The organism is Azospirillum halopraeferens DSM 3675, assembly GCF_000429625.1.
Classification (GTDB): Bacteria; Pseudomonadota; Alphaproteobacteria; order Azospirillales; family Azospirillaceae; genus Azospirillum; species Azospirillum halopraeferens.
Map to the genome: position 1 here is coordinate 113,497 of NZ_KE386927.1, position 21,801 is coordinate 135,297.

Annotated in this window: 27 protein-coding genes; 23 read left to right on the plus strand and 4 right to left on the minus strand. The window is 71.1% G+C overall.

Translation table 11 applies throughout. The features are described from left to right. The first annotated feature begins 2 nt into the window (after positions 1–2). The 11 genes from G472_RS0125110 (at position 3) to G472_RS0125160 (ending at position 10,041) form a co-directional block, all read left to right on the plus strand. Positions 3–1,169 carry a cysteine desulfurase family protein gene (locus G472_RS0125110; RefSeq protein ID WP_029010577.1) on the plus strand — a complete coding sequence of 389 codons (1,167 nt, stop codon included), beginning with the start codon at positions 3–5 and terminating at the stop codon, positions 1,167–1,169. A 22-nt stretch (positions 1,170–1,191) separates the two neighbouring features. Then, entirely contained in the window at positions 1,192–1,401 is a 210-nt protein-coding gene (gene nifT / locus G472_RS0125115; protein ID WP_029010578.1) for a putative nitrogen fixation protein NifT, read from the plus strand. 4 nt (positions 1,402–1,405) lie between these two features. Further along, complete coding sequence (locus G472_RS0125120; RefSeq protein WP_029010579.1) at positions 1,406–1,687, plus strand: hypothetical protein; 282 nt, start codon at positions 1,406–1,408, stop codon at positions 1,685–1,687. Beyond that, on the plus strand, positions 1,688–2,851 hold the full coding sequence (locus G472_RS0125125; protein WP_051341264.1) for a DegT/DnrJ/EryC1/StrS family aminotransferase: 1,164 nt from the start codon (positions 1,688–1,690) through the stop codon (positions 2,849–2,851). Between the two features lie 271 nt (positions 2,852–3,122). Next, positions 3,123–4,007: an SIR2 family NAD-dependent protein deacylase gene (locus G472_RS0125130; protein WP_029010581.1), complete on the plus strand. Its 885-nt coding sequence runs from the start codon at positions 3,123–3,125 to the stop codon at positions 4,005–4,007. 112 nt (positions 4,008–4,119) lie between these two features. Beyond that, the gene (locus G472_RS37620; RefSeq protein ID WP_156927252.1) at positions 4,120–4,998 is read left to right on the plus strand and encodes a hypothetical protein; all 879 of its coding nucleotides are present in this window, start codon (positions 4,120–4,122) and stop codon (positions 4,996–4,998) included. Then, positions 4,973–6,079: a nucleotidyltransferase family protein gene (locus G472_RS37625; RefSeq protein ID WP_029010582.1), complete on the plus strand. Its 1,107-nt coding sequence runs from the start codon at positions 4,973–4,975 to the stop codon at positions 6,077–6,079. The genes G472_RS37620 and G472_RS37625 overlap by 26 nt, the downstream gene beginning before the upstream one ends. A gap of 337 nt (positions 6,080–6,416) precedes the next feature. Next, positions 6,417–7,532 carry a hypothetical protein gene (locus tag G472_RS0125145; RefSeq protein WP_029010583.1) on the plus strand — a complete coding sequence of 372 codons (1,116 nt, stop codon included), beginning with the start codon at positions 6,417–6,419 and terminating at the stop codon, positions 7,530–7,532. Between the two features lie 2 nt (positions 7,533–7,534). After that, positions 7,535–8,650: a hypothetical protein gene (locus G472_RS0125150; RefSeq protein WP_029010584.1), complete on the plus strand. Its 1,116-nt coding sequence runs from the start codon at positions 7,535–7,537 to the stop codon at positions 8,648–8,650. Positions 8,651–8,701: 51 nt separating this feature from the next. Next, positions 8,702–8,929: a hypothetical protein gene (locus tag G472_RS0125155; protein WP_029010585.1), complete on the plus strand. Its 228-nt coding sequence runs from the start codon at positions 8,702–8,704 to the stop codon at positions 8,927–8,929. Then, complete coding sequence (locus G472_RS0125160; protein WP_029010586.1) at positions 8,923–10,041, plus strand: hypothetical protein; 1,119 nt, start codon at positions 8,923–8,925, stop codon at positions 10,039–10,041. The genes G472_RS0125155 and G472_RS0125160 overlap by 7 nt, the downstream gene beginning before the upstream one ends. On the opposite strand, the gene G472_RS35570 is transcribed toward G472_RS0125160, so the two are convergent. Next, positions 10,005–10,940, minus strand: a complete 936-nt coding sequence (locus G472_RS35570) for a LysR family transcriptional regulator (RefSeq protein WP_051341268.1) — start codon at positions 10,938–10,940, stop codon at positions 10,005–10,007. The genes G472_RS0125160 and G472_RS35570 overlap by 37 nt on opposite strands. A 101-nt stretch (positions 10,941–11,041) precedes the next feature. Between G472_RS35570 and G472_RS0125170 the strand changes: the two genes are divergently transcribed. Both G472_RS0125170 and G472_RS0125175 read left to right on the plus strand, forming a co-directional pair. Next, positions 11,042–11,623 carry a nitroreductase family protein gene (locus tag G472_RS0125170; protein WP_029010587.1) on the plus strand — a complete coding sequence of 194 codons (582 nt, stop codon included), beginning with the start codon at positions 11,042–11,044 and terminating at the stop codon, positions 11,621–11,623. 39 nt (positions 11,624–11,662) lie between these two features. Further along, complete coding sequence (locus tag G472_RS0125175) at positions 11,663–12,514, plus strand: EamA family transporter (RefSeq protein WP_029010588.1); 852 nt, start codon at positions 11,663–11,665, stop codon at positions 12,512–12,514. Between the two features lie 9 nt (positions 12,515–12,523). On the opposite strand, the gene G472_RS0125180 is transcribed toward G472_RS0125175, so the two are convergent. Beyond that, the gene (locus G472_RS0125180; RefSeq protein ID WP_029010589.1) at positions 12,524–13,072 is read right to left on the minus strand and encodes an Lrp/AsnC family transcriptional regulator; all 549 of its coding nucleotides are present in this window, start codon (positions 13,070–13,072) and stop codon (positions 12,524–12,526) included. Between the two features lie 49 nt (positions 13,073–13,121). On the opposite strand from G472_RS0125180, the gene G472_RS35575 reads away from it, so the two are divergent. Beyond that, entirely contained in the window at positions 13,122–14,198 is a 1,077-nt protein-coding gene (locus tag G472_RS35575; protein WP_342667964.1) for a mitochondrial fission ELM1 family protein, read from the plus strand. Between the two features lie 30 nt (positions 14,199–14,228). On the opposite strand, the gene G472_RS0125190 is transcribed toward G472_RS35575, so the two are convergent. Further along, positions 14,229–15,242 carry an aspartate-semialdehyde dehydrogenase gene (locus G472_RS0125190; RefSeq protein WP_029010590.1) on the minus strand — a complete coding sequence of 338 codons (1,014 nt, stop codon included), beginning with the start codon at positions 15,240–15,242 and terminating at the stop codon, positions 14,229–14,231. Positions 15,243–15,345: 103 nt separating this feature from the next. On the opposite strand from G472_RS0125190, the gene G472_RS0125195 reads away from it, so the two are divergent. The 7 genes from G472_RS0125195 to G472_RS0125225 all read left to right on the plus strand — a co-directional run bounded on the left by G472_RS0125195 (position 15,346) and on the right by G472_RS0125225 (position 19,984). Then, on the plus strand, positions 15,346–15,699 hold the full coding sequence (locus tag G472_RS0125195) for an Mpo1-like protein (RefSeq protein ID WP_029010591.1): 354 nt from the start codon (positions 15,346–15,348) through the stop codon (positions 15,697–15,699). Positions 15,700–15,708: 9 nt separating this feature from the next. Continuing rightward, positions 15,709–15,972, plus strand: coding sequence for a hypothetical protein (locus G472_RS0125200; RefSeq protein ID WP_029010592.1), 264 nt, complete (start codon positions 15,709–15,711; stop codon positions 15,970–15,972). Positions 15,973–16,063: 91 nt separating this feature from the next. Next, on the plus strand, positions 16,064–16,315 hold the full coding sequence (locus G472_RS0125205) for a DUF3126 family protein (protein ID WP_035693711.1): 252 nt from the start codon (positions 16,064–16,066) through the stop codon (positions 16,313–16,315). A gap of 255 nt (positions 16,316–16,570) precedes the next feature. Further along, entirely contained in the window at positions 16,571–16,960 is a 390-nt protein-coding gene (gene sdhC, locus G472_RS0125210; protein ID WP_029010594.1) for a succinate dehydrogenase, cytochrome b556 subunit, read from the plus strand. A gap of 12 nt (positions 16,961–16,972) precedes the next feature. Beyond that, positions 16,973–17,371, plus strand: a complete 399-nt coding sequence (gene sdhD / locus G472_RS0125215) for a succinate dehydrogenase, hydrophobic membrane anchor protein (protein WP_029010595.1) — start codon at positions 16,973–16,975, stop codon at positions 17,369–17,371. 6 nt (positions 17,372–17,377) lie between these two features. Continuing rightward, entirely contained in the window at positions 17,378–19,168 is a 1,791-nt protein-coding gene (gene sdhA, locus G472_RS0125220) for a succinate dehydrogenase flavoprotein subunit (protein ID WP_029010596.1), read from the plus strand. Between the two features lie 36 nt (positions 19,169–19,204). Beyond that, positions 19,205–19,984, plus strand: coding sequence for a succinate dehydrogenase iron-sulfur subunit (locus G472_RS0125225; protein ID WP_029010597.1), 780 nt, complete (start codon positions 19,205–19,207; stop codon positions 19,982–19,984). Between the two features lie 238 nt (positions 19,985–20,222). Here G472_RS0125225 and G472_RS0125230 read toward each other — a convergent pair whose 3' ends face one another. Continuing rightward, positions 20,223–20,525, minus strand: a complete 303-nt coding sequence (locus G472_RS0125230; protein WP_029010598.1) for a 4a-hydroxytetrahydrobiopterin dehydratase — start codon at positions 20,523–20,525, stop codon at positions 20,223–20,225. A gap of 150 nt (positions 20,526–20,675) precedes the next feature. Between G472_RS0125230 and G472_RS0125235 the strand changes: the two genes are divergently transcribed. Both G472_RS0125235 and G472_RS0125240 read left to right on the plus strand, forming a co-directional pair. Continuing rightward, positions 20,676–21,029 (plus strand): metallopeptidase family protein, encoded by a 354-nt coding sequence (locus G472_RS0125235; protein ID WP_084536927.1) that lies wholly within the window; start codon positions 20,676–20,678, stop codon positions 21,027–21,029. A 6-nt stretch (positions 21,030–21,035) separates the two neighbouring features. After that, on the plus strand, positions 21,036–21,791 hold the full coding sequence (locus G472_RS0125240) for an SAM-dependent methyltransferase (protein WP_029010600.1): 756 nt from the start codon (positions 21,036–21,038) through the stop codon (positions 21,789–21,791). The last annotated feature ends 10 nt before the right edge of the window (positions 21,792–21,801 follow it).

Below are 21,801 nucleotides of genomic sequence, written 5' to 3' on the forward strand. Positions count from 1 at the left end.
CCGTGATCCACCTCGACCACAACGCCACCACCCCGATCGCGCCCGAGGCGCTGGCGGCCATGCTGCCGCACCTCGCGGACGGCTTCGCCAACCCCTCCAGCCCCTACGGCGCCGGCATGGCCGCACGCGAGGCGGTGGGGACGGCGCGGGCGGCGGTGGCGGCGCTGGTCGGGGCCAAGCCGGGCGAGGTGGTCTTCACCTCCGGCGCCACCGAGGCGAACCATCTGGCGATCCTGGGCGCCCTGCACGCGGTGGCCCGGACGCAGCCGGCGCGCCGCCACCTGGTGACCGCGGCGGTGGAGCATCCGGCGACCCTGCTGCTGGCCGGCGACCTGGCCGGCCGGGGCTGGCGGGTCACCGTGCTGCCGGTGGGTCCGGACGGCCGGGTCGCCGTCGCCGACCTGGAGGCGGCGGTGGACGACGCCACCGCGCTGGTGTCCCTGCAATGGGCCAACAACGAGACGGGCGTGCTGCAGCCGGTGGCCGAGGCGGCGGCGATCGCCGGCACCCGCGGCGCCCTGTTCCACAGCGACGCCGTGCAGGCGGCCGGCCGGGTGCCGGTGGACCTGGCCGCGGTGCCCGCCGACCTGCTGACCCTGTCCGCCCACAAGATGCACGGCCCCAAGGGTGCCGGCGCCCTGGTGGTGCGCAAGGGCACGCCGCTGGCGGTGCAGATCCACGGCCATCAGGAGCGCCGCCGGCGCGGCGGCACCGAGAACGTGGCGGCCATCGCCGGCTTCGGCGTGGCGGCGGAGCTGGCGGCGCGGGCGCTCGCCGCGGGTGCGCCCGCGGCCACGGCGGCGCTGCGCGACCGGCTGGAGGCCGGGCTGCTGGCCGCCTGCCCCGGCGCCGCGGTGAACGGTGCGGGCGCGCCGCGCCTGCCCAACACGACGAACATCCGCTTCGCCGACCCGCACGGCCGCCCGGCCGACGCCGAGGAGCTGCTGCTGCGCCTGGACCGCGCCGGCATCCAGGTGTCCATGGGTGCGGCCTGCGCGTCGGGCGGCAACGAACCCAGCCATGTGCTGACCGCCATGGGACTGGACGCGCGGGAGGCGGCGGCGAGCCTGCGCTTCTCGCTGGGCCGGACGACCACGGCGGCGGAGGTGGCGGCGGTGCTGGACGCGCTGCCGCCGCTGTGCGCGCGGGCGGCGGCCTTTGGGACATGACACACGAAGCGGAGGACGAAGCATGAAGGTGATGGTGCGCAAGGTGGGCGAGGGCTACACGATCTACGTCGCCAAGAAGGACCTGGAGGAAGCCATCGTGGAGATGGAGAAGCCGGGCCTGTGGGGCGGCCGGGTCAAGGTGGCCAACGGCTGGACCCTGGAACTGCCGGACCTGGCCCCCGACACGCGCCTGCCGATCACGGTCGAGGCGCGCAAGATCGGATCGGAGTGACGCCATGGCCCTGTCGAGCGAGACGCTGGACGCCGTCGCCGCCCTGGCCGCCGCGCGCTTCGCCGCCGGCGAGACCATCAGCACCGTGGTGCACGCGGTCAAGGACGCCCACCCCGGCCTGCTGGTCACCGGCACCTTCGCCTCCATCATGGCCGAGGAGCCGTACCGGGAGGAGGGGCTCTGCGCCCTTTTCCTGGTGGACGGCCACAACCACTGCTGGACCATCACCGCCGACCCGAAGGCCGCCACCGGCCTGGTGGTGGCGCTGCGCGACGAGGACGACTGAATGGACGAGGCGGCGGACGACGACTACATCCCCCTGGTGGATCCCGACATCTCCGCCGCGGAGGTGGAGGTGCTGGGCCGCGTCCTGGCCTCCGGCCCGCTCGGCGACGGCCGCATGACCGAGGCGTTCGAGAACGCCTTCGCCGCCTATGTCGGCCGCGCCCACGCGGTGGCGGTGTCCGGCGGCACCATGGCCCTGCTGCTGGCCCTGAAGGCCCACGGCCTGGGGCCGGGGGACGAGGTGCTGTGCTCCCCCTTCGGCTGGCACCAGGTGCAGCACGCCGTGGCGCTGAGCGGCGCCACGCCGGTGTTCGTCGACGTCGACTACTGGCAGCACACCATCAACCCGGAAAAGGCGGCGGCCCGCATCACCCCGGCGACCCGCGCCATCGTCGCCGGCAACGTCAACGGCCACCCCGCCCACTGGGACGAGCTTCGCGCGCTTGCCGACGCCCGCGGCCTGATCCTGATCGAGGATTCCAGCGAGGCCATCGGGTCCACCTACAAGGGCCGCATGGTCGGCACCTTCGGCGACAGCGCCGTCTTCGATTTCTCCGAGCCCGGCGTGCTGCTGGCCGGCGGCGGCGGCATGGTGGTCACCGACGACCGGGAGCTGGCGCACGCCCTGCGCTACCTGCGCCGGCGCGAGACGGAGCACCGCTACACCGTCGTCATCACCCGCACCCTGCCCTGGCAGGCGGGCATGAGCAACCTGAACGCCGCCCTGGGGCTGGTGCAGTTGAAGCGCCTGGACGACATCCTGGCCAAGCGCCGCCGGGTCGTCGCCTGGTACGACGCGGCCATGGCCTCGTTCGAGGGCATCAAGCCGCCCTACAAGGGACCGGGGACGGAGGTCGTCAACCCCATGGTCTACGCCGTCCACCTCGGCACCCGCTTCACCGCGTCCGGCCGCAAGGCGATCATCGAGGACCTGGAGACCCACGCGGTGGAATCCTCCGACTACGGCCAGCCCCTCTACACCCAGCAGTATTATCAGGAACGCGGCCATTCCCGCGCCGACTGCCCGGTGTGCCAGAAGACGGCCGACCGCGTCCTCGCCCTGCCGCTGCACCACAAGGTGACGCAGGACCAGATCGCCTTCATCGTCGACACGCTGAAGGACGCCACGGTCAACACGGGTGCCGGTGCGGCGATTTACCTATGAACACACGAATGCAACCGGGGCGCCACCACGTCAGGGTGGTGCGCCGGGCGGAACTGGCCGCCCGGCGCAACGGAGGAGGATGGCATGAAAGCTACCATCTTCCTTCTACGCTTCGAGCTGCGGGTCCGGTGGATTCACATCCGCCCGATCATCACCCGAACGTGGGAGGCGCCGCCGGGTGTACCGAGCACCCGGCGGATGCCTTCAAGATACGCCCGGCCGCGCCCGACTTCAACGGCGCCGCGGGCCTCCGGCCGAAGGGATTCCCCCCATGAGCGACACCGCCGCCGTTCCCGCCCTCGACGACGACGCCCTCGAAAGCGCCGCCCGCGCCATCGCCGCCGGCCTGAAGGCCCGCACCGTGGTGCCCTATCTGGGGCCGGGCGTCTTCGCCACGCTGCCCGAGGGGAGCTGCCCGATCCCCCGCTCCTCGGCGGAGCTGGTGCAGCGCCTGAACGCCAAAGTGGCGGCCCCCGGCCGCATCCGCTCCAGCCTCACGGCGGTGGCGCAGTACATCGAGACGCGCCGCCACCGCAAGACGCTGGAAACCATCCTGACCGGGGTCTTCCGCACGGAGGTGCCGGCCACGCCGGTGCATCGCTGGGTGGCCGCCCTGCCCGCCCCGCCCCTGATCGTCGACGTCTGGTACGACGACGTGCTGGAAAAGCTGCTGGCCGCCGATCCCGCCCGCCTGTGGGGCCAGGTGCAGGGCCTGTCACACCCCCAGTCCACCGGGGAGTGGGTGCGCTACTACGCCCCCGACGGCAGCGAGACCGCGGCGGCGGCGGCGGACGCCTGGCCGACCGTGCTCTACAAGCCGTCGGGCAGCGTCTCGCCGGCCGGCAACTACCTGATCTCCGACAGCGACTTCGTCGAGGTGCTGACCGAGATCGACATCCAGACCCCGATCCCCGCCGCCGTCGTCGACCGCCGCGGCGGCCGCAGCTTCCTCTATCTCGGCTGCCGCTTCGACGCGGAGATCCAGCGCACCTTCGCCCGCCAGATCGCCAAGCGCTCCGCCGACACCCATTGGGCGGTGATCGAGGGGGAGCTGTCGAAGAACGAGGCCCGGTTCCTCGACCAGTACGGCATCCGGCGCATCGACGCCCCGCTGCCCGACGTGCTGGCGCGCATCGACGCGGCCATGGCGCAGTGACGCTGATTGCAAGCTTTCGTTGGCAAGCTTTCGTTGGCAAGCTTTCGTTGATTGACCCGCCGTGATCCGGGGGGCAGTCTTCGCCGGTTTCCTTCCGGCGATGGCTGTCCCCATGCCCGCTTCCCTTGGTGAAACCACCCCGCCCGGCGTGACCTGGGAACTGACATTGCAGCCGGTGGAGCGGACGGTTTGCCTGCGCTGCCGCATCGCCAACCCGAGACTCGGACTGCGGCCCCGTCTGCTGCCGCTGGCCGTCGACGGGATCTCCCGGCCGGACCATGAGCTGGAGATGGCCGGCGACGACGCCCGCGGCTACGCCGTCCACCTCGACGGGGTGTGCGTCGCCCGCCCGGCGGACCGCGTGGCCCTCGTCGGCGACATCCTGGCCCGGCTGCTGCCCCTGGTCCATGCACCGCGCCGGACGGCCCTGCTGCTCCACGCCGCGGCCCTGGTGGTGGATGGTGTCACCGTGCTGCTGAGCGCACCGTCGGGTGGCGGCAAGACGACGCTGGCGCTCGGTCTCGTCCGCGGCGGCGCGACCCTGCTCGGCGACGACACCGCCGGCGTCCTCGCCGATGGCTTCGCGATCGCCGGATTCCCGGCCGCCCTGCGCGTCCGCGACAGCGGCTGGCCGGTGGTGGCGCCCTTGCTGGACGCGACGGCCGTTGCGGCGGTGCACGAGGGTCCGGGGCGGCGCCATCTGCCGCCCCGGACCCTCGGCAGCGTCGCGCCGCTGGGTCCGCCGGCGGCGGCGGTGATCATCCTCGACCGCCGGCCCGGCCGCGGCCCGACCGTGGCGGATATGCCGCCGCTGGAGGGGCTGGACCACCTGATCTGCGGCGGCGCCACGCTGACCGGGGCGGTGGGCGAGGAGGAAGCGGCGGCGCTGGTGACCCGGTGGGGCAACGGCCTGCGCTTCTTCCGGTTGGGTTACGGCACGCTGGCCGAAGGGATGGAGGGGGTCCATGCCGTCCGCGCGCGAGTCCCGTGAGGCCATGGCCCGTCTGCTGGCGCTGCTGGGCCCCCCGCCCGCCCCGCCCGCCCTTGCCGCCGCGGGAACGCCGGAGTGGGCGGCGGTGCTGCGCCTGGCCGACGCGTCCTGGCTCAGCGGCGCCATGGCGTGGCGGGTGCGCACCCACGGGCTGACGCCCCGCCTGCCGCCGGCGGTGCGGGACTACGTGGACGGTGCGGCCGAACTGGCGCGCCAGCGCGCCGCGGCCCAGGTGCGCCAGGCGCGGCGCCTGACCGCGCACCTGAACGCCGCCGGGCTGGTGCCGGTGTTCCTCAAGGGCACGGCGGCGCTGCTCGACGATCTCTATCCCGATCCGGGCGTGCGGCTGTCGTCGGACATCGACCTGCTGCTTCCCGCCGACCAGGTGGCGCGCGCCCTGGAGGTTCTCCGGGCCGCCGGCTACGGCGGGCGCGGCCCCCGCGCCCCGATCATGGATCCGGACGGCAAGCACGCGCCGTCGCTGTTTCACCCGGCTGAGCCCTTCGCCGTCGAGGTGCACCGCCATGTCCTGCCCGAACCGCTGCGCCGCGGGCTGCCGGCGGACGACGCGCTGGCCGCCGCCGTTCCCCTCGCCGGACCCGGCGAGGCCCGCGTCCTCAGCCCGGAGCACCGCATCGTCCATTGCGTCCTCCACATGATCGAGGACCACCGCAGCGGACGCCGGATCGCCCTGCGCCAGCTCCTGGAGCTGCGGGAACTGGCGGCCCGGGGCGGGGCGGAGGAGATGGACCGGCACCGTCTCGCCCGGCGGTTCGCCGCGGCCGGTGCCGGCGACGCGGCGGCGGCCATCCTCCTCCTCGCCGCATCCCTGGTGGCCATGCCGCTGCCGCCGCAGCGCTTCCGTCCGGCCGCGCGGTTGCGGGCGCGTCTCCTGCATCTCGAACTGGTCGACCGGCCCGCCCTCGGGGCGGTGGCGGGATGGCTGAGAATCATTGCCCATAGGCTGAGGACCCGCGGCCCGGCCGCCGTCGCCGCAACGGTCCTGGCCGACGACGCGCCGCTGCGCGGCGTGGTCCGTCGCACGCGCATCCTCGTTCGCAAGGCCCGCAGCCGCGCCTGAACTCCCACACGGCCGGAAAGAAAAGGTCGTTCCGATGGTTTCCGGCCGTGAAACCCGACGGGTCAATCCGATGCATTGATCGATAGAGTCATATCGGCGTATGTTATCGAACGTCATACGAAGCCCGATGGCACCGGCGGGGCGAATCGACCGATGGATGCGGCGCGATGGATCAGTCGGCCAAAGGGATCACGCCCCACGGATTTGACCCGGAGACCCGCGACATCTTCGGCTCCTCCGAAGCTCACCCGGTGCGGCGCCGCGATGAACCGGTGAAGGTGGTCACGCGGAGCGGTGGTCCCGCGCCTATCGTCCCGGCACCGCCGGGTGGAAGGAAATGAGCGTGCTGCGCCCCGCCATCCTGGACCGGGAACGGGACGGCCACGCATGGGTCCTGCGCGAAGCCGCCGAGCGGGCCGGCATCCCAACCCGGGTGGTGGCGGGCGACACCTGGCCCCACGAGATCGGCGGCCGGGTGCACGCCCGGTCCGCCGCCTCTCCCTGGCTGTGCCTGCCCGTCGGCGGGGAGGTCTTCTTCTACCGGCTCTCTGCACTCAGCCGCGGCAGCTTTGCCACCGGGCCGACGGCTTGGGTGAACGGCGGCGCACACGCCTTCGTGAAGGACAAGCAGGCGACCAAGGACCGGCTGGCGGCGGCCGGCATTCCCACACCGCCGGGCCGCGTGTTCGCCGCCACGGACCGCGCCGATGCCCTTCTCTATGCCGCGCAATGCAGGGGCGAACTGTGCGTGAAACCCAACAGCAGTTCGCTGGGCAATCTGGTCTTCCCCGCCCTGCGGACGGCCGAGGAAATCGACGAGGCGTTCCGCGCGGTTTCCGCCCGTTTCGACACCGTCCTGGTGGAACGCAGCGTACCCGGCCAGATCCGGCGGTTCTTCTACGTCGAGCCGGACATCGTTGCCGAAAAGGTCAGCCGCCCCGCCAGCGTCGTCGGCGACGGGCGGCGCACGGTCGCCGAGCTGGTCGAGGACGCAAACCGGGTGCGCGCCGCCCGCAAGGTCAACGGACACTTTCCCATCGCCATCGGCCACGCCGGCGCCTTCATGCTGGCCCGCCAGGGGCTCACCGGCGACAGCGTCCCCGCCGCGGGGCGCCGGGTGTTCCTGCACCCCGTGTCGAACTCATCGGCCGGAGGGGACAGCATCACGCCTCGCAATGCCGCACACCCCGGCTGCATGGCGGCGATCAGGCGGGCCTGCGCGGCGGTGCCGGACCTGCGGATCGCCGGCGTCGACGCGGTGATCCGCGATCCCGGCCGCCCGGAGACGGCTGATGGCCTTGCCGTCCTGGAGATCAATGCCAATCCGGGCCTGCTCCAGCACCATTTCCCCTGGGAAGGGGAACCGCGGGACGTGGCCGGGGCCGTGGTCGCCTTCCTCCGGCGGATTGCTGCGCCGTCCCCGCTGCCGGCGCCACCCGGCGGGAAGGTGTAAGCGTGCTGCGCCCCGCCACCCTGGACCGGGAACGGCACGGCCACGCCCGGATCCTGCGCGACGCCGCCGAGCGGGCCGGCATCCCCACCCGGGTGGTGGCCGGCGACACCTGGCCCCACGAGATCGGCGCCGAGATCGAGGAGGACGCCGCCCTCTTCCCCTGGCTGTGCCTGCCCATCGGCGGGGAGGTGTTCTTCTATCGCCACCATTCATTGAGCCGCGGTCAGTTCTCCACGGGTCCGACCGCCCCGATCAACGGGGCCGCCCACGCCATCGCGCGGGACAAGCAGGCGACCGGGCAGCGGTTGGCGGCGGCCGGCATCCCGACGACGCCGGGCCGGACGTTTGCCGCCGACGACCGGGCCGGCGCCCTGCTCTACGCCGCGCGGTGCCGGGGCGAACTGTGCATCAAGCCCAACACCGGCTCGCTGGGCGACCTGGTCTTTCCCGCCCTGCGCACGGCGGAGGAGATCGACGAAGCGTTCCGCGCGGTCGCCGCCTGTTACGACACGGTGCTGGTGGAACGCAGCGTGCCCGGCCAGATCTGGCGCTTCTTCTGGATCGACCCCGATGTGGTCGCGGTGAAGCACAGCCGGCCGGCCAGTGTCGTCGGCGACGGGCACCGCACGGTGGCCGAACTGATGGCCGCGAAGAACCGGGAGCGCGCCACCCGTGCCCTCGTCGGGCATTTCCCGATCGGCGACGGCCACGCCTGCGCCTTCATGCTGGGCCGCCAGGGGCTGACACCCCACAGCGTTCCCGCCGCCGGCCGCCGGGTGTTCCTTCACCCCCTTTCCAACGCGCAGACCGGGGCCGACGGCGTCGCCCGCCCCGAAGCGGTGCACCCGAGCTACACCGCCGCGGTGAAACGGGCCTGTGCCGCCCTGCCCGAGCTGCGAGTCGCCGGCGTCGATGTGGCGATCCGCGATCCCGCCCGTCCGGCGATGGCGGAGGACACGTTCGCCGTTCTGGAGATCAATTCCAGCCCCGGCCTGCTCCAGCACCACTTTCCCTGGGAAGGAACGCCCCGGGATGTGGCCGGCGCCCTGGTCGCCTTTCTCTGCCGCATCGCCACCGCCATAGAACCCACCAAGGATTCATTGAGCGTGACACCGTGATGATCCTACAATATCGGCACCATTTCATCTTGTTACATCATGGAGAATCCTGTGACGCACGACAATCAGAACGATCATTCCAACGAGATTCAAAGTGATCAACCGGCAAGCGAAATAGATTCGCCGTTCTGCACGGTGCCGGACCTGACGGAAGACGAACTCGTGCAACGCCGCGAGGCGCTGATCAAGATGGCGGCGCTGACCGGCGTCGCGACGCCCTCGATCCTGGCGGTGCTGCAGTCGCGCCGGGTGCTGGCGGCGTCCGGGGGGGAATGCTGACCGTGCTGCCGGCGGACACTCTGATCCGGGAACGGCACGGCCACGCATGGGTCCTGCGCGAAGCCGCGGAGCGGGCCGGCATCCCCACCCGGGTGGTGGCCGCCGACACCTGGCCGCGCAAGTGCGGCACGGCGGAGCGGAATCCGAAGGCCAGCCCGTGGCTGTGCCTGCCGATCGGTGCCGAGGTGTTCTTCTTTCGCCATCACGGATTGAGCCGCGGCGGGTTCGCCACGGGGCCCGCCGCCCCGGTCAACGGAACCGCGGGCCTGATCACGAAGGACAAGCAGGAAACCGGGAAGCGGCTGGCGGCGGCCGGCATTCCCACGCCGCCGGGGCGCGTGTTCGCCGCCGCCGACCGGGCCGGCGCCCTGCTCTACGCCGCGCAGTGCCGGGGCGAGCTGTGCGTCAAGCCCAACAGCGGCGCGCTCGGCGATCTCGTCTTCCCCGGCCTGCGGACGGCGCAGGAGATCGACGACGCCTTCCGGATGGTCGCCGCCCATTACGACGCGGTGCTGGTGGAACGGAGCATGCCCGGCCACGTCTGGCGCTTCTTCTACGTCGAGCCGGCGGTGGTCGGCGTGAAGTTCAGCCGTCCGGCCAGCGTGCTGGGCGATGGAATCAGCTCCGTAGCCGCGCTGATCGACGCCAAGCACCGCGAGCGGGCGGCGCGCCGGGTGGTCGGCCACTTCGACATCCCCGAAGGGCATGCCCGCACGTTCATGCTGGCCCGCCAGGGGTTGCACCTCGACAGCGTGCCCGCGGCGGGCCGCCGCGTCTTCCTGCACCCGACGTCCAATGGCGCCTCCGGCGCCGACAGCATCTCCCGCCCCGGGGCCGTTCACCCCGGGTACCGTGCGATGATGGAACGGGCCTGTGCGGCCATCCCCGGCCTGAAGGTCGCCGCGCTGGACGTGATGATCACCGACCCGGCGCAGCCGCCGACCGCCGGCACCGTCGCCGTCCTGGAGATCAACGCCAAGCCGGGGCTGCTGCCCTATCACTATCCCTGGGAAGGGCCGCCGCAGGATGTGGCCGGCGCGGTGATCGGCCTTCTGCAACGCATCGCCGTTCCATGTCAGCCGATGCCACCGCCCGCCTCCGGTCCCGCATAGGCTCCGCATTCCCCGTCCGTCAGGTCCTCGACGACGAAGTCCAGGAAGGCGCGGACCTTGAGCGGCACGTGCAGGCGGGACGGGTACACCGCGAAGACGCCGAGTTCGCCGGCCGACCAGTCCGGCAGCGCGGCGAGGAGGCGGCCGGCGGCGAGGTCGTCGCGCACGTACAGGTGCGGCATCAGGCCGATGCCGAAGCCGGCCAGCAGGGCGTCGCGCACGGCCAGGCTCGACGACACCATGTAGCGGCCGCCGACCGGCACGCTCACCGTGTGCCCGTCCTTGTGGAACGTCCATTCCGCGACGTGGCGGCCCAGGGAGAAGCGGACGCAGGACAGGACGCGCAGATCGTCGGGAACGGCGGGCATGCCGTGGCGCGCGAAGTAGGACGGCGCGCCGCAGACGACGTAGCGCATGGCCATCAGCCGCCGGGAGACGAGGCTGGAGTCCGGCAGGACGGTGGCGGCGCGGATGGCGACGTCGATGCCCTCCTCGACCAGGTCGATGCGGCGGTCCTCCATGCGCAGGTCCACCGACAGGGCCGGATAACGCTCCAGAAAACGCGGCATCGCCGCCGACAGCCGCGTCAGCGACAGGGTCAGGGGAGCCGCCACCCGCAGCACACCGCCGGGCATCCGCTGGAGCGGCCCCAGCGCCCCGTCCGCATCCTCCAGCGCGTCGAGGATGCGCACGACCCGGTCGTAATAGAGCGCCCCCGCCTCGGTCCGGCTCATCCGCCGGGTGGTGCGGTTGAGCAGGCGCACGCCGAGCTGCGCTTCCAGTTCGGACAGGTTCTTGGTCACCGCCGCCGGCGACAGGCCGAGCTGGCGCGCCGCCCCGGCGAAGCTGCCCTGCTCCACCACCGTGCGGAAGACCCTCAGCGCGGTGAACCGGTCCACGTATTGTTTCCCGCCGGTGAATGGTGAGTGAACCGGATGCCACATTGTCCTGTAGCGGGCAAGGGGTTACCTCTCGCCCCACCCGGCATTGGAGACCGACCATGAGCGAACGCGTTCCCGCCCACCCCGTCGACCCGCTGTTCCCGGCCCGCTGGTCGCCCCGCGCCTTCGACGCGGCCGACATGCCGGAAAGCGACCTGCTGACCATGCTGGAGGCCGCCCGCTGGGCGCCGTCGGCGTTCAACTACCAGCCCTGGCGCTTCCTCTACGCCCGGCGCGGCGACGCCCATTGGGCCGATTTCCTGGACCTGCTGCTGCCCGGCAACGCCCGGTGGGCGCGCGACGCGTCGGCCCTGGTGTTCGTGCTGTCGGACACCCGGCTGGTGCGCGACGACTCCGACACGCCCGCCTACACCCACAGCTTCGACACCGGCGCCGCCTGGGCGCAACTGGCCCTTCAGGCCATTCGGCTGGGCTATCACGCCCACGGCATGGCCGGCATCGATTTCGACCGCGCCCGCGCCCGCCTCGCCGTGCCCGAGCGGTTCCGCATCGAGATGGCCGCGGCCATCGGCCGGCGCGCCGACCCCGCCACCCTGCCCGACGACCTGCGGGCGCGCGAACAGCCCTCGCCGCGCCGGCCGCTGGAGGCGATCGCCTACCCCGGCCCGTTCCGGGGCTGACACCGTCCCCCTGCCCCCTCCTGCAACGGAGACCCCGGCGTGCCCGGCTCCCGGCTTCCGGTCATTCTCGCGACGCTGCTCGCCCCCGTCCTGTGGGGCACGACCTACGTCGTGTTCACCATGACGCTGCCCACCGGCCATCCCCTGCTGGTCGGTGCGCTGCGCGCGCTGCCGGCGGGCGTCCTGCTGATGGCGCTGGGCCCCGGCTTGCCGCCCCGCGACCGCATCGTGCCGCTGGCGGTGCTGGGGGTGGCCAACATCGGCCTGTTCTTCGGCCTGCTGTTCGTCAGCGCCGCCCGTCTGCCGGGCGGCATGGCGGCCACGATCATGGCGATCCAGCCCCTCATCGTCGGGCTGCTGGCGTGGGTGATGCTGCGCCGAAGCCCCCATCCGGGGCAGATCGCGGCGGCATTGGCGGGGCTGGCCGGTGTGGCGCTGCTGGTGCTCGACCCGTCCGCGGCCCCCGATAGGGTGGGCGTCCTGGCGGCCCTGGCGGCGGCCGGATCGATGGCGCTGGGCACCGTGCTGCTGGAACGGTGGGGCCGCGCCGGGCCGCCGCTGGCCCTCGCCGCCTGGCAGCTCACCCTGGGCGGTCTGGTCCTGCTGCCGGTGGCGCTGGCCGTCGAAGGGCCGCCGCCGGTGCCGAGCGCGCTCAACCTCTTCGGGCTTGCCGTGCTGACCATCGTCGGCACCGCACTCACCTACTGGCTGTGGGTGCGCGGGATCGCCGCCCTGGGCGCCGACGTGGTCTTCCTGTCGCTGTTCAGCCCGCTGGTGGCGACGGCGCTGGGCGCCCTGCTGCTCGGCGAATGGTTCGAGCCGGTGCAGACCGCCGGCATCGCCCTGATCCTCGCCGCGACGGCCACCGGGATGGCCCTGTCGCGGCGGTGACCGGGCCGATCACCGCCCGGCGCGCACCGGTGCGGTCTCGTCGTCCTCCTCGTCGTCCTCCAGGGATTCCGGGATGTCGGGGGAATCCACGTCGATGGGAACGCCCGGCAGGTGCTTGGAGCTGCGGATCGACAGGGCCGACTTGACGTGCGCCACGTTGGGGGCGCTGGTCAGCTTCGTGGTCAGGAAGCGCTGGTAGTCGTCCCAGTCCTCGGCCACGATCTTCAGCAGGAAGTCGAACTCCCCGGCCAGCATGTTGCACTCGCGCACCATGGGCCAGCTGTTGATCAGCTCCTCGAACTTCCTCAGGTCGGCTTCCGCCTGGCTGGACAGGCCGACCTGCGCGAACACCGTCACGCCGAATCCCAGCGCATCGGGATTGATGTCGGCGTGATAGCCGCGTATGAACCCGGACTCCTCCAGCGCTCGCACCCGCCGCAGGCAGGGGGGGGCGGAGATGCCGGCGCGCCGCGCAAGCTCCACGTTCGTCATCCGGCCGTCATTCTGCAGATCCCGCAGAATACGCCGGTCAATTCGGTCGAGTTTGACCCGCCGCATGATGTGCTCAGTTCGCTCCGGGGGATGGTCTGGGAAAGGATATTACACGGTGGCAGCCTCTACGCCAAGCCGGAACCCGGCGCAACCGGAAACCGCCGATGGTTTTTCCGGCCAGCAAACAGAAGGGCGCGACGACGCGCCGCACCCCGGTGCGGACGACGGCCTGACCTGCTGGGTCGTCACCGAGGGGGCGGCCGGCATGGAGAACCAGGGCGTCGGCCTGGCCGAGGCGCTGGGGATCACGCCGGTGGTCAAGCGCATCCGCCTGCGCAGCCCGTGGAAGCAGCTCACCCCCTTCCTGCGCATCGGCAACCGCTTCGCTTTCTCCGCCGAGGGCGACCCCGTGGGCCCGCCCTGGCCCGACGTGCTGATCGCCATCGGCCGCCAGAGCAACCCCGCCGCCCTGGCGGCGCGCCGCCATTCGGGCGGCCGCACCTTCACGGTGCGCATCCAGGACCCGCAGATCTCCCCCCGCCATTTCGGCCTGGTGGTGGTGCCCGAGCACGACCGGCTGCGCGGCCCCAACGTCATCACCACCCGCGGCGCCCTTCACCGGGTGACCCGCGCCGTGCTGGACGAGGCCGCCGCCCGCCACGCCGCGCGCCTGGACCACCTGCCGCGGCCGCGCGTGGCGGTGCTGGTGGGCGGCAGCAACGGCGTCTACCACCTGTCCCCCACCGTCATGGGAGACGTCGCCGACAACCTGGCCCGGCTGGCGCAGGAGCACGGCGCCGGCCTGATGGTGACGCCGTCGCGGCGCACCGGGGCGGACAACGAGGCGATCCTGCGCGCCCGCCTTACCGGCCTGCCGGCGGAGGTGTGGGACGGCACCGGCGAGAACCCCTACTTCGCCTATCTGGCTCTGGCCGACGCGGTGGTCGTCACCTGCGACAGCGTGTCCATGGTGTCGGAGGCCTGCTTCACCGGCAAGCCGGTCTACGTGATCGAACTGGAGGGCGGCTCGCCCAAGTTCCGCGCCTTCCTCGACGCCCTGTACCGCGACGGCATCACCCGCCCCTTCGCCGGCACGCTGGACCACTGGACCTACGAGCCCTTCGACGACACCACGCGGGTCGCCGCCGAGGTCCGCCGCCGCCTCGCCGCGCAACGGGCGCGGCGGCGCTGACGGGCGGGGCCGCCGGACGGCGGTTGCGCCTTACAGGTGCTCGTGCACCAGCAGTTCGGCGATCTGCACGGCGTTCAGCGCGGCGCCCTTGCGCAGGTTGTCGGCGACGCACCAGAAGGACAGGCCGTTGTCCACCGTGGCGTCCTCGCGGATGCGGCTGACGTAGACGGCGTCGTCGCCGGTGGCCTCCACCTGGGTCATGTAGCCGCCGGGTTCGTGCCGGTCCATGACCACGATGCCGGGGGCGTTGCGCAGGGCGGTGCGGGCCTCCTCGGCGTCGATGGGATCAGCGAACTCCGCCGTCACCGCGGCGGCGTGGCCGATGAAAACGGGCACGCGCACGCAGGTTGCCGTCACCTTGATCGACGGGTCGAGGATCTTCTTGGTCTCCACCATCATCTTCCACTCCTCGCGGGTGGAGCCGTCCTCCATGAAACGATCGATCTGCGGGATGGCGTTGAAGGCGATCTGCTTGGGGAAGACCGTCGGGGTGACCGGGTCGTTCACGTAGATGGCGCGGGTCTGGTTGAACAGCTCGTCCATCGCCTCCTTCCCCGCCCCCGACACGGACTGGTAGGTGGCAACAACGACGCGCCGCACGGTCGCCAGGTCGTGCAGCGGCTTCAGCGCCATCACCATCTGTATGGTGGAGCAGTTGGGGTTGGCGACGATGCGCTTCCTGCGGAAGCCGGCCAGCGCCTGCGGGTTGACCTCCGGCACCACCAGGGGCACGTCGGGGTCCATGCGCCAGTGGGAGGTGTTGTCGATCACCACCGCGCCGGCCGCGGCGGCCCCGGGGGCAAAGCCGGCCGACACCTCGGCGCCCGGCGACGACAGCACGATGTCGATGCCGCGGAAGTCGAAGCGGGCGAGATCCCGCACCGTCAGCGTCGTGTCGTCGCCGTACGACACCTCGCGCCCGGCCGAGCCGGCCGAGGCGAGCGCCACCACCTCGTCGGCCGGGAACGACCGCGCCGCCAGGGTGGACAGCATCTCTCGCCCGACATTGCCGGTGGCGCCGACGACCGCAACCTTGTAGCCCATCGCGAAGCATCCTTCTGCCGGGTTCACGGAATCGTTTGACCTATTCGCTTGCCTCCGGAAATGCAACAATCGCCGCACCGAAGCGACGCCGACGGAGGAGGCGATGGCCGGACGGGATCGGCCCGGACCCCCGCCGGACCCGCGCACCTACGCGGAGTTCTGGCCCTTTTACCTGCGCGAGCACAGCCGCCCGGCGACCCGCGCCCTGCACGTGGCCGGCACCGGGCTGGCGCTGGCGCTGCTGGCCGCGGCGGCGGTGACCGGCGAACCGTGGCTGCTGCCGGCTGCGGTGGTCTGCGGCTACGGCTTCGCCTGGATCGCCCACGCCACCGTGGAGGGCAACCGGCCCGCCACCTTCCGCCACCCGCTGTGGTCGCTGGCCGGCGACCTGCACATGTTCGTCCTGTGGATCTCCGGGCGGCTTCGGCGCGAGCTGGACCGCGCCGGAGTGGAGTGAATCCGATCGATGCCGACGCACCTGGAAGACCTCATCGCCAAGGCCATCAAGGACGCCGACAAGTCCTTCTTCAACGAGGATTACACCAAGCAGGCGCGCGCCGTGCTTGCGGCGCTGAAGAAGACGGGGTACGAGGTTGTCCCCTCGCGGCCGCCCGAGGGTCTGGTGGAGTGGGCCAAGGAGAACATTCCCTTCGGCCGGCTGCGCCCCGCCGACCTCATCTCGCAGATGTACACGATGATGGTCGACAACGTGAAACGCTTCGACCGCTGAAGCCACCCCGCGGCCCCTTCGGGGGCTGCGGACCGGGGCGTGATGCCCATATGATCTGTTGTGAGCGCATAAGAAAGGGACCGAGACCGCCATGCCGCCCGCCAAGATGACCGAAACCGAGATCGCCCGCGTCCAGACCTATCTGCGCCGGACCTTCGGCAACGACACCATCACGGTCGAACCGCAGGCCAAAGCCGGCCAGTCGGCCGAGGTGACCTGCGGCGGCGAGCTGCTCGGCACCCTGCACCGCGATGTGGACGAGGGGGAGGTCTCCTACGCCCTGCACGTCGTCATCCTGGAGGAAGACCTGCCGCCGGCCGGCGCGCCCGCCCGCAAGCGCTGACGCGGCCGCCGCCGCCCCGCCGCGGGTAATGCCGCCCGCGGCGTCCCGTCGCGCGGCGTGGTGCTACCAATTTCGCCCCCACGAAAGTAGTATTTTGCCCCTGCACTTCCGTGCGGGTGCGTTGACTCATGGGTGCGAGAGGCGTAAACGAATTCGCCGAAAAATCTTTTCGCACATGCGAGCTTGTTGTTGATCCGCCGCTGCGGCAACCGCACCCGCGCCGCGCCCGGCAGCCGAAACAGAGGACGCACAAAAATGGCAAACGGCAGCAGTCGGCCGCTCTCACCGCATCTTCAGGTCTACCGATTCCAATGGACGATGGCGCTGTCGATCACGCACCGCATCACGGGCGTGGGGCTGACCATCGGAACCCTGCTCATCACCTGGTGGCTGGTGGCCGCCGCCGCCGGTCCCGACGCTTTTGCCACCGCGCAGGGCTTCATCGGCTCGTGGTTCGGGATGCTGCTGATGTTCGGCTGGACCTGGGCGCTGTTCTTCCACCTTGCCAACGGCATCCGTCACCTGGTGTGGGACGCCGGGTACGCGTTCGAATTGCAGAATGCCGAGCGGGGCGCCTACATCGTGGCGATCGCCTCGATCGTGCTGACGCTGCTGGCCTGGATCATCGGCCTGATCGCCTGGTAAGGGGGAGCCGACATGAGCACGCACAACCGAAACACCCTGCGCACCCCCCTGGCGCTGGCCCGCGGCCTGGGCTCCGCCAAGCACGGGACCGATCACTGGTGGCACCAGCGCCTGACGGCCCTGGCACTGATCCCGCTGACCCTGTGGTTCGTCATCGCCGTGATCATCCATCTCGGCGCCGACTACGTAGAGATGGTGGAGTGGCTGCGGTCGCCCTACTCCGCCGCCATGATGATCCTGTTCGTCGCCGTCGGCTTCCATCACGCCGCCGCCGGCATGCAGGTGGTCCTGGAGGACTATGTGCACAACGAGTTCGCGAAGATCGCCTCGATCATCGTGACCAAGTTCGTCCTCTACGCACTGGCGGCGATCTGCATCGTCTCCGTCCTCAAGCTGACCTTCGGAGTCTGACCGGTCATGGCGAGCGCATACCAGATCATCGATCACACCTATGACGTCGTCGTCGTCGGCGCCGGCGGCGCGGGGCTGCGCGCCACCTTCGGCATGGCCGAGAAGGGCCTGAAGACGGCGTGCATCACCAAGGTCTTCCCCACCCGCTCCCACACGGTGGCGGCGCAGGGCGGCATCTCCGCGGCGCTGGGCAACATGGGCGAGGACGACTGGCGCTATCACATGTACGACACCGTCAAGGGGTCGGACTGGCTGGGCGACCAGGACGCCATCGAGTACATGTGCCGCGAGGCCATCCCGGCGATCATCGAGCTGGAGCACTACGGCGTGCCCTTCTCGCGCACGCCGGAGGGCAAGATCTACCAGCGCGCCTTCGGCGGCATGACCGCCCAGTACGGCAAGACCCAGGCGTACCGCACCTGCGCGGCGGCCGACCGCACCGGCCACGCCATCCTGCACACCCTCTACCAGCAGTCGCTGAAGCACGAGGCGGAGTTCTTCGTCGAGTTCTTCGCGCTGGACCTGATCATGGACGCCGACGGGGCGTGCCGCGGCGTCATCGCGCTGAACATGGACGACGGCACCATCCACCGCTTCCGCGCCCACCAGACGGTGCTGGCGACGGGCGGCTACGGCCGGGCCTATTTCTCGGCGACCTCGGCGCACACCTGTACGGGCGACGGCAACGCCATGGTGCTGCGCGCCGGCCTGCCGCTCCAGGACATGGAGTTCGTGCAGTTCCATCCCACGGGCATCTACGGCTCCGGCTGCCTGATCACCGAGGGTGTGCGCGGCGAGGGCGGCTATCTCACCAACTCCAACGGCGAGCGCTTCATGGAGCGTTACGCCCCCTCGGCCAAGGATCTGGCGTCGCGCGACGTGGTGTCGCGCTCGATGACCATCGAGATCCGCGAGGGCCGCGGCGTGGGTGAGCACAAGGACCACATCCACCTGCACCTGGAGCACCTGCCGCCGGAGATCATCCACCAGCGCCTGCCCGGCATCGCCGAGACGGCGAAGATCTTCGCCGGCGTCGACGTGACGAAGGAGCCGATCCCCGTCCTGCCCACCGTGCACTACAACATGGGCGGCATCCCCACCAACTTCCGCTGCGAGGTGGTGCGCCCCACCGCCGGGAACCCCGACCAGGTGGTCCCCGGCCTGATGGCGATCGGCGAGGCGGCGTGCGTGTCGGTGCACGGCGCCAACCGGCTGGGCTCCAACTCGCTGCTCGACCTCGTGGTGTTCGGCCGCGCCGCCGCCATCCGCGCGGCCGAACTGGTGAAGGACGCCGGCTCCCACAAGGCCCTGCCGGCCGACAGCGCCGACGTGGCGCTGGAGCGCCTGGACCGCCTGCGCAACGCCAAGGGCTCCATGAAGGTGTCGGAGCTGCGGCTGGAGATGCAGAAGGTCATGCAGAACAACTGCGCCGTCTTCCGCACCGGCGAGGTGCTGGCGGAGGGTGTGAAGCTGATCGGCGAGGCCTTCGCCAAGAAGGGCGACGTGGCGGTCTCCGACCGCTCGCTGGTGTGGAACTCCGACCTGATCGAGGCGATCGAGCTGGACAATCTGCTCTATCAGGCGGTCGTCACCATGAACTCGGCGCACAACCGTCAGGAAAGCCGCGGCGCCCACGCCCGCGAGGACTTCCCGAACCGCGACGACGACAACTGGATGAAGCACACCGCGGCCTGGGTCGGGGAAAAGGGCGAGGTGCGGATCGACTACCGCCCCGTGCACCTCTACACCCTGACCGACGAAGTCGACGTGTTCCCGCCCAAGGCGCGCGTCTACTAAGAACGGCCCCGGAACGCAGGCAAGGACGCACAGACAATGGTCGAATTCAACCTTCCCGCCAATTCCCGGGTCGGCGTCGGCAAGACCGTCAACGCCGCACAGGGCGCCAAGCGGGCGAAGACCTTCAGGATCTACCGCTGGAACCCGGACGACGGGCAGAACCCGCGGGTCGACACGTTCATCGTCGACCTGGACAAGTTCGGCCCGATGATCCTGGACGCGATCATCTACATCAAGAACAACCTGGACTCGACGCTGACCTTCCGCCGCTCGTGCCGCGAGGGCATCTGCGGGTCGTGCGCGATGAACATCGACGGCACCAACACGCTGGCCTGCCTGAAGGCCATCGAGGACATCCCCGGCGACGTCGGCATCTACCCGCTGCCGCACATGCCGGTGGTGAAGGACCTGGTGCCCGACCTGAAGCACATCTACGCCCAGCTCGCCTCGATCAAGCCGTGGCTGCAGTCCCAGAGCCCGGCCCCGCCCGACCGCGAGCGCCTGCAGTCGCCGGAGGACCGCGCCAAGCTGGACGGCCTTTACGAATGCATCCTGTGCTTCTGCTGCTCCACCTCCTGCCCCAGCTACTGGTGGAACGGCGACCGCTACCTGGGTCCGTCGATCCTGTTGCAGGCGTACCGCTGGATCGTCGACAGCCGCGACGAGATGACCGGCGAGCGGCTGGACAATCTGGAAGACCCGTTCCGCCTGTACCGCTGCCACACCATCATGAACTGCACCAAGGCGTGCCCCAAGGGCCTCAACCCCGCCAAGGCGATCGCCGAGATCAAGAAGCTCATGGTGGCCCGGCGCTGACACGCCGCTGCGCCGCATGTCTCACGCTGCGAGGCGCCCTTCGGGGCGCCTCGTCTGCTTTGACGGGGGAGAGTCGTTTCCTCCTCGATCCTCCGGTGGCCGGACGACCATGCTGCAGAACAGCGGTCCCGTCCGTTCGGGCTGTGCGACGGCCGGATCGGCCACAACTCGGGCCCGGACGTGCGAAGGGCCGCGCGAAGGGCGCGGCCCTTGCCGGATGCGGTCGCGGCGGCGGACCTCAGCGGTCGTGCGGCGGCGCCATCTGGTCCAGGCGATGGGCGAACTCCACGTCCTTCGCCGTCACGCCGTCGACGCTGCGGGTGTACAGAATGACCTCGACGCGTCCCACGTCGTTGAACCACTCGGGATGGTGATCCATCTTGCCGGCCAGCAGGGCCACCTGGCTCATGAAGCCCCATGCGGCGGGGAAATCCGGAAAGTGGAAGGTCTTGCGGATGGCGTCGCGCTCCAGCACCTCCACCCACCCGTGCAGTTCCTTCAGGGCCGTCTGACGCTTGACACCGACCAGCTTTTCCGCCATCGCGGCCACTCCTCGCGCTCTGGTGTTTCGGGGGTCCCGGCTTACCGCCGCTTGGCGGAAGGGTCAAGCTCCGCTAGGGTTCTTGCCATGACGCAGGACCCCATGCACCGCCCTCCGCTGCACCCGCCCTCCGCCGTCGAGATGGAAGCGATGGCCGAGGAGGCGCTCGCCACCATTCCCGAACCGCTGCGCGTCCACGTGCGCAACGTCCTTATCCGCGTCGAGGAATTTCCCGACGAGGACACCGCGCGGGACATGGAGCTGGAAAGCCCCTTCGACCTGCTCGGCCTCTACAGCGGCGTCGATCTGACGCGGCAAAGTGTCTCGGACGTGCGCCTGGAGCCCGATGCCATCTTCCTCTACCGGCGTCCCATCCTGGACTATTGGTGCGAGACCGGCGAAGACCTGTTCCACGTCGTCCGGCACGTGCTGATCCACGAGATCGGCCACCATTTCGGATTCTCCGACGACGACATGGAGCGCATCGAGAACGGCGGGGAGTGAACGGCCATGGACGACGCCCTCTTCTTCGCCCTGCATGAAGGGCTGCCGCGCCAGGCGCCGGGGTCCGATGCGGTGACGCAGGACGCGGTGCGCCGCCTGCGCGCCCACGGGCTGCCCGACGATCCGGAGGTGCTGGACATCGGCTGCGGTCCCGGCCGGTCGCTGATGATGCTGGCGCGGGTCACCGGCGGCCGCGTCACCGGCATCGACATCCACGAACCGTTCCTGGGCGAGGCGCAGCGCCGCATCGACGAGGCCGGGCTGGGCCGGCGCGCGCGGGTCGAGCGGCGCTCCATGCTGGAGCTGGACGCCCTGCCGGCGGAACGCTTCGACCTGCTGTGGGGCGAAGGATCCATCTACATCGCCGGGTTCGACGCCGGGCTGGAGCGCTGGCGCCGCCTGCTGCGCCCCGGCGGGCTGGCGGCGTTCAGCGAACTGACCTGGCTGACCGAAGCGCCGCCGGCCGAAGCCCGGGCCTTCTGGGCCGATGCCTACCCGGCCATGCGGACCGAGGCGGCCAACCGCGCCGCGGCGGAGCGGCTGGGCTGGCGGGTGCTCGACACCGTCACCCTGCCCGACTCCGCGTGGTGGGACGAGTACTATCGGCCGCTGGAGGCGCGCATCGCCGAGTGGCGGGAGCGCTACCCCGGCGACGCCGCGCGGGCCGCCGTGCTCGACGCCGAAGCGGCGGAGATCGACCTGCGGCGGCGCTTCGGTGCCGGCTACGGCTACGTCTTCTACCTGCTCCGCCGGATGGGCTGAGGGCGCGGCC

Excerpts from the sequence above, each read along its gene's own strand:
- sdhD (WP_029010595.1), top strand. The coding sequence starts at position 16,973 with ATGAGCACGCACAACCGAAACACCCTGCGCACCCCCCTGGCGCTGGCC.
- G472_RS0125225 (WP_029010597.1), top strand. The coding sequence starts at position 19,205 with ATGGTCGAATTCAACCTTCCCGCCAATTCCCGGGTCGGCGTCGGCAAG.
- sdhA (WP_029010596.1), top strand. The coding sequence starts at position 17,378 with ATGGCGAGCGCATACCAGATCATCGATCACACCTATGACGTCGTCGTC.
- G472_RS0125200 (WP_029010592.1), top strand. The coding sequence starts at position 15,709 with ATGCCGACGCACCTGGAAGACCTCATCGCCAAGGCCATCAAGGACGCC.
- G472_RS0125130 (WP_029010581.1), top strand. The coding sequence starts at position 3,123 with ATGAGCGACACCGCCGCCGTTCCCGCCCTCGACGACGACGCCCTCGAA.
- G472_RS0125240 (WP_029010600.1), top strand. The coding sequence starts at position 21,036 with ATGGACGACGCCCTCTTCTTCGCCCTGCATGAAGGGCTGCCGCGCCAG.
- G472_RS37620 (WP_156927252.1), top strand. The coding sequence starts at position 4,120 with ATGCCCGCTTCCCTTGGTGAAACCACCCCGCCCGGCGTGACCTGGGAA.
- G472_RS0125125 (WP_051341264.1), top strand. The coding sequence starts at position 1,688 with ATGGACGAGGCGGCGGACGACGACTACATCCCCCTGGTGGATCCCGAC.
- G472_RS0125120 (WP_029010579.1), top strand. The coding sequence starts at position 1,406 with ATGGCCCTGTCGAGCGAGACGCTGGACGCCGTCGCCGCCCTGGCCGCC.
- G472_RS0125230 (WP_029010598.1), bottom strand. The coding sequence starts at position 20,525 with ATGGCGGAAAAGCTGGTCGGTGTCAAGCGTCAGACGGCCCTGAAGGAA.
- G472_RS0125205 (WP_035693711.1), top strand. The coding sequence starts at position 16,064 with ATGCCGCCCGCCAAGATGACCGAAACCGAGATCGCCCGCGTCCAGACC.
- sdhC (WP_029010594.1), top strand. The coding sequence starts at position 16,571 with ATGGCAAACGGCAGCAGTCGGCCGCTCTCACCGCATCTTCAGGTCTAC.
- nifT (WP_029010578.1), top strand. The coding sequence starts at position 1,192 with ATGAAGGTGATGGTGCGCAAGGTGGGCGAGGGCTACACGATCTACGTC.
- G472_RS0125160 (WP_029010586.1), top strand. The coding sequence starts at position 8,923 with ATGCTGACCGTGCTGCCGGCGGACACTCTGATCCGGGAACGGCACGGC.
- G472_RS37625 (WP_029010582.1), top strand. The coding sequence starts at position 4,973 with ATGCCGTCCGCGCGCGAGTCCCGTGAGGCCATGGCCCGTCTGCTGGCG.
- G472_RS0125170 (WP_029010587.1), top strand. The coding sequence starts at position 11,042 with ATGAGCGAACGCGTTCCCGCCCACCCCGTCGACCCGCTGTTCCCGGCC.
- G472_RS0125190 (WP_029010590.1), bottom strand. The coding sequence starts at position 15,242 with ATGGGCTACAAGGTTGCGGTCGTCGGCGCCACCGGCAATGTCGGGCGA.
- G472_RS0125235 (WP_084536927.1), top strand. The coding sequence starts at position 20,676 with ATGGCCGAGGAGGCGCTCGCCACCATTCCCGAACCGCTGCGCGTCCAC.
- G472_RS0125195 (WP_029010591.1), top strand. The coding sequence starts at position 15,346 with ATGGCCGGACGGGATCGGCCCGGACCCCCGCCGGACCCGCGCACCTAC.
- G472_RS0125145 (WP_029010583.1), top strand. The coding sequence starts at position 6,417 with ATGAGCGTGCTGCGCCCCGCCATCCTGGACCGGGAACGGGACGGCCAC.
- G472_RS0125180 (WP_029010589.1), bottom strand. The coding sequence starts at position 13,072 with ATGCGGCGGGTCAAACTCGACCGAATTGACCGGCGTATTCTGCGGGAT.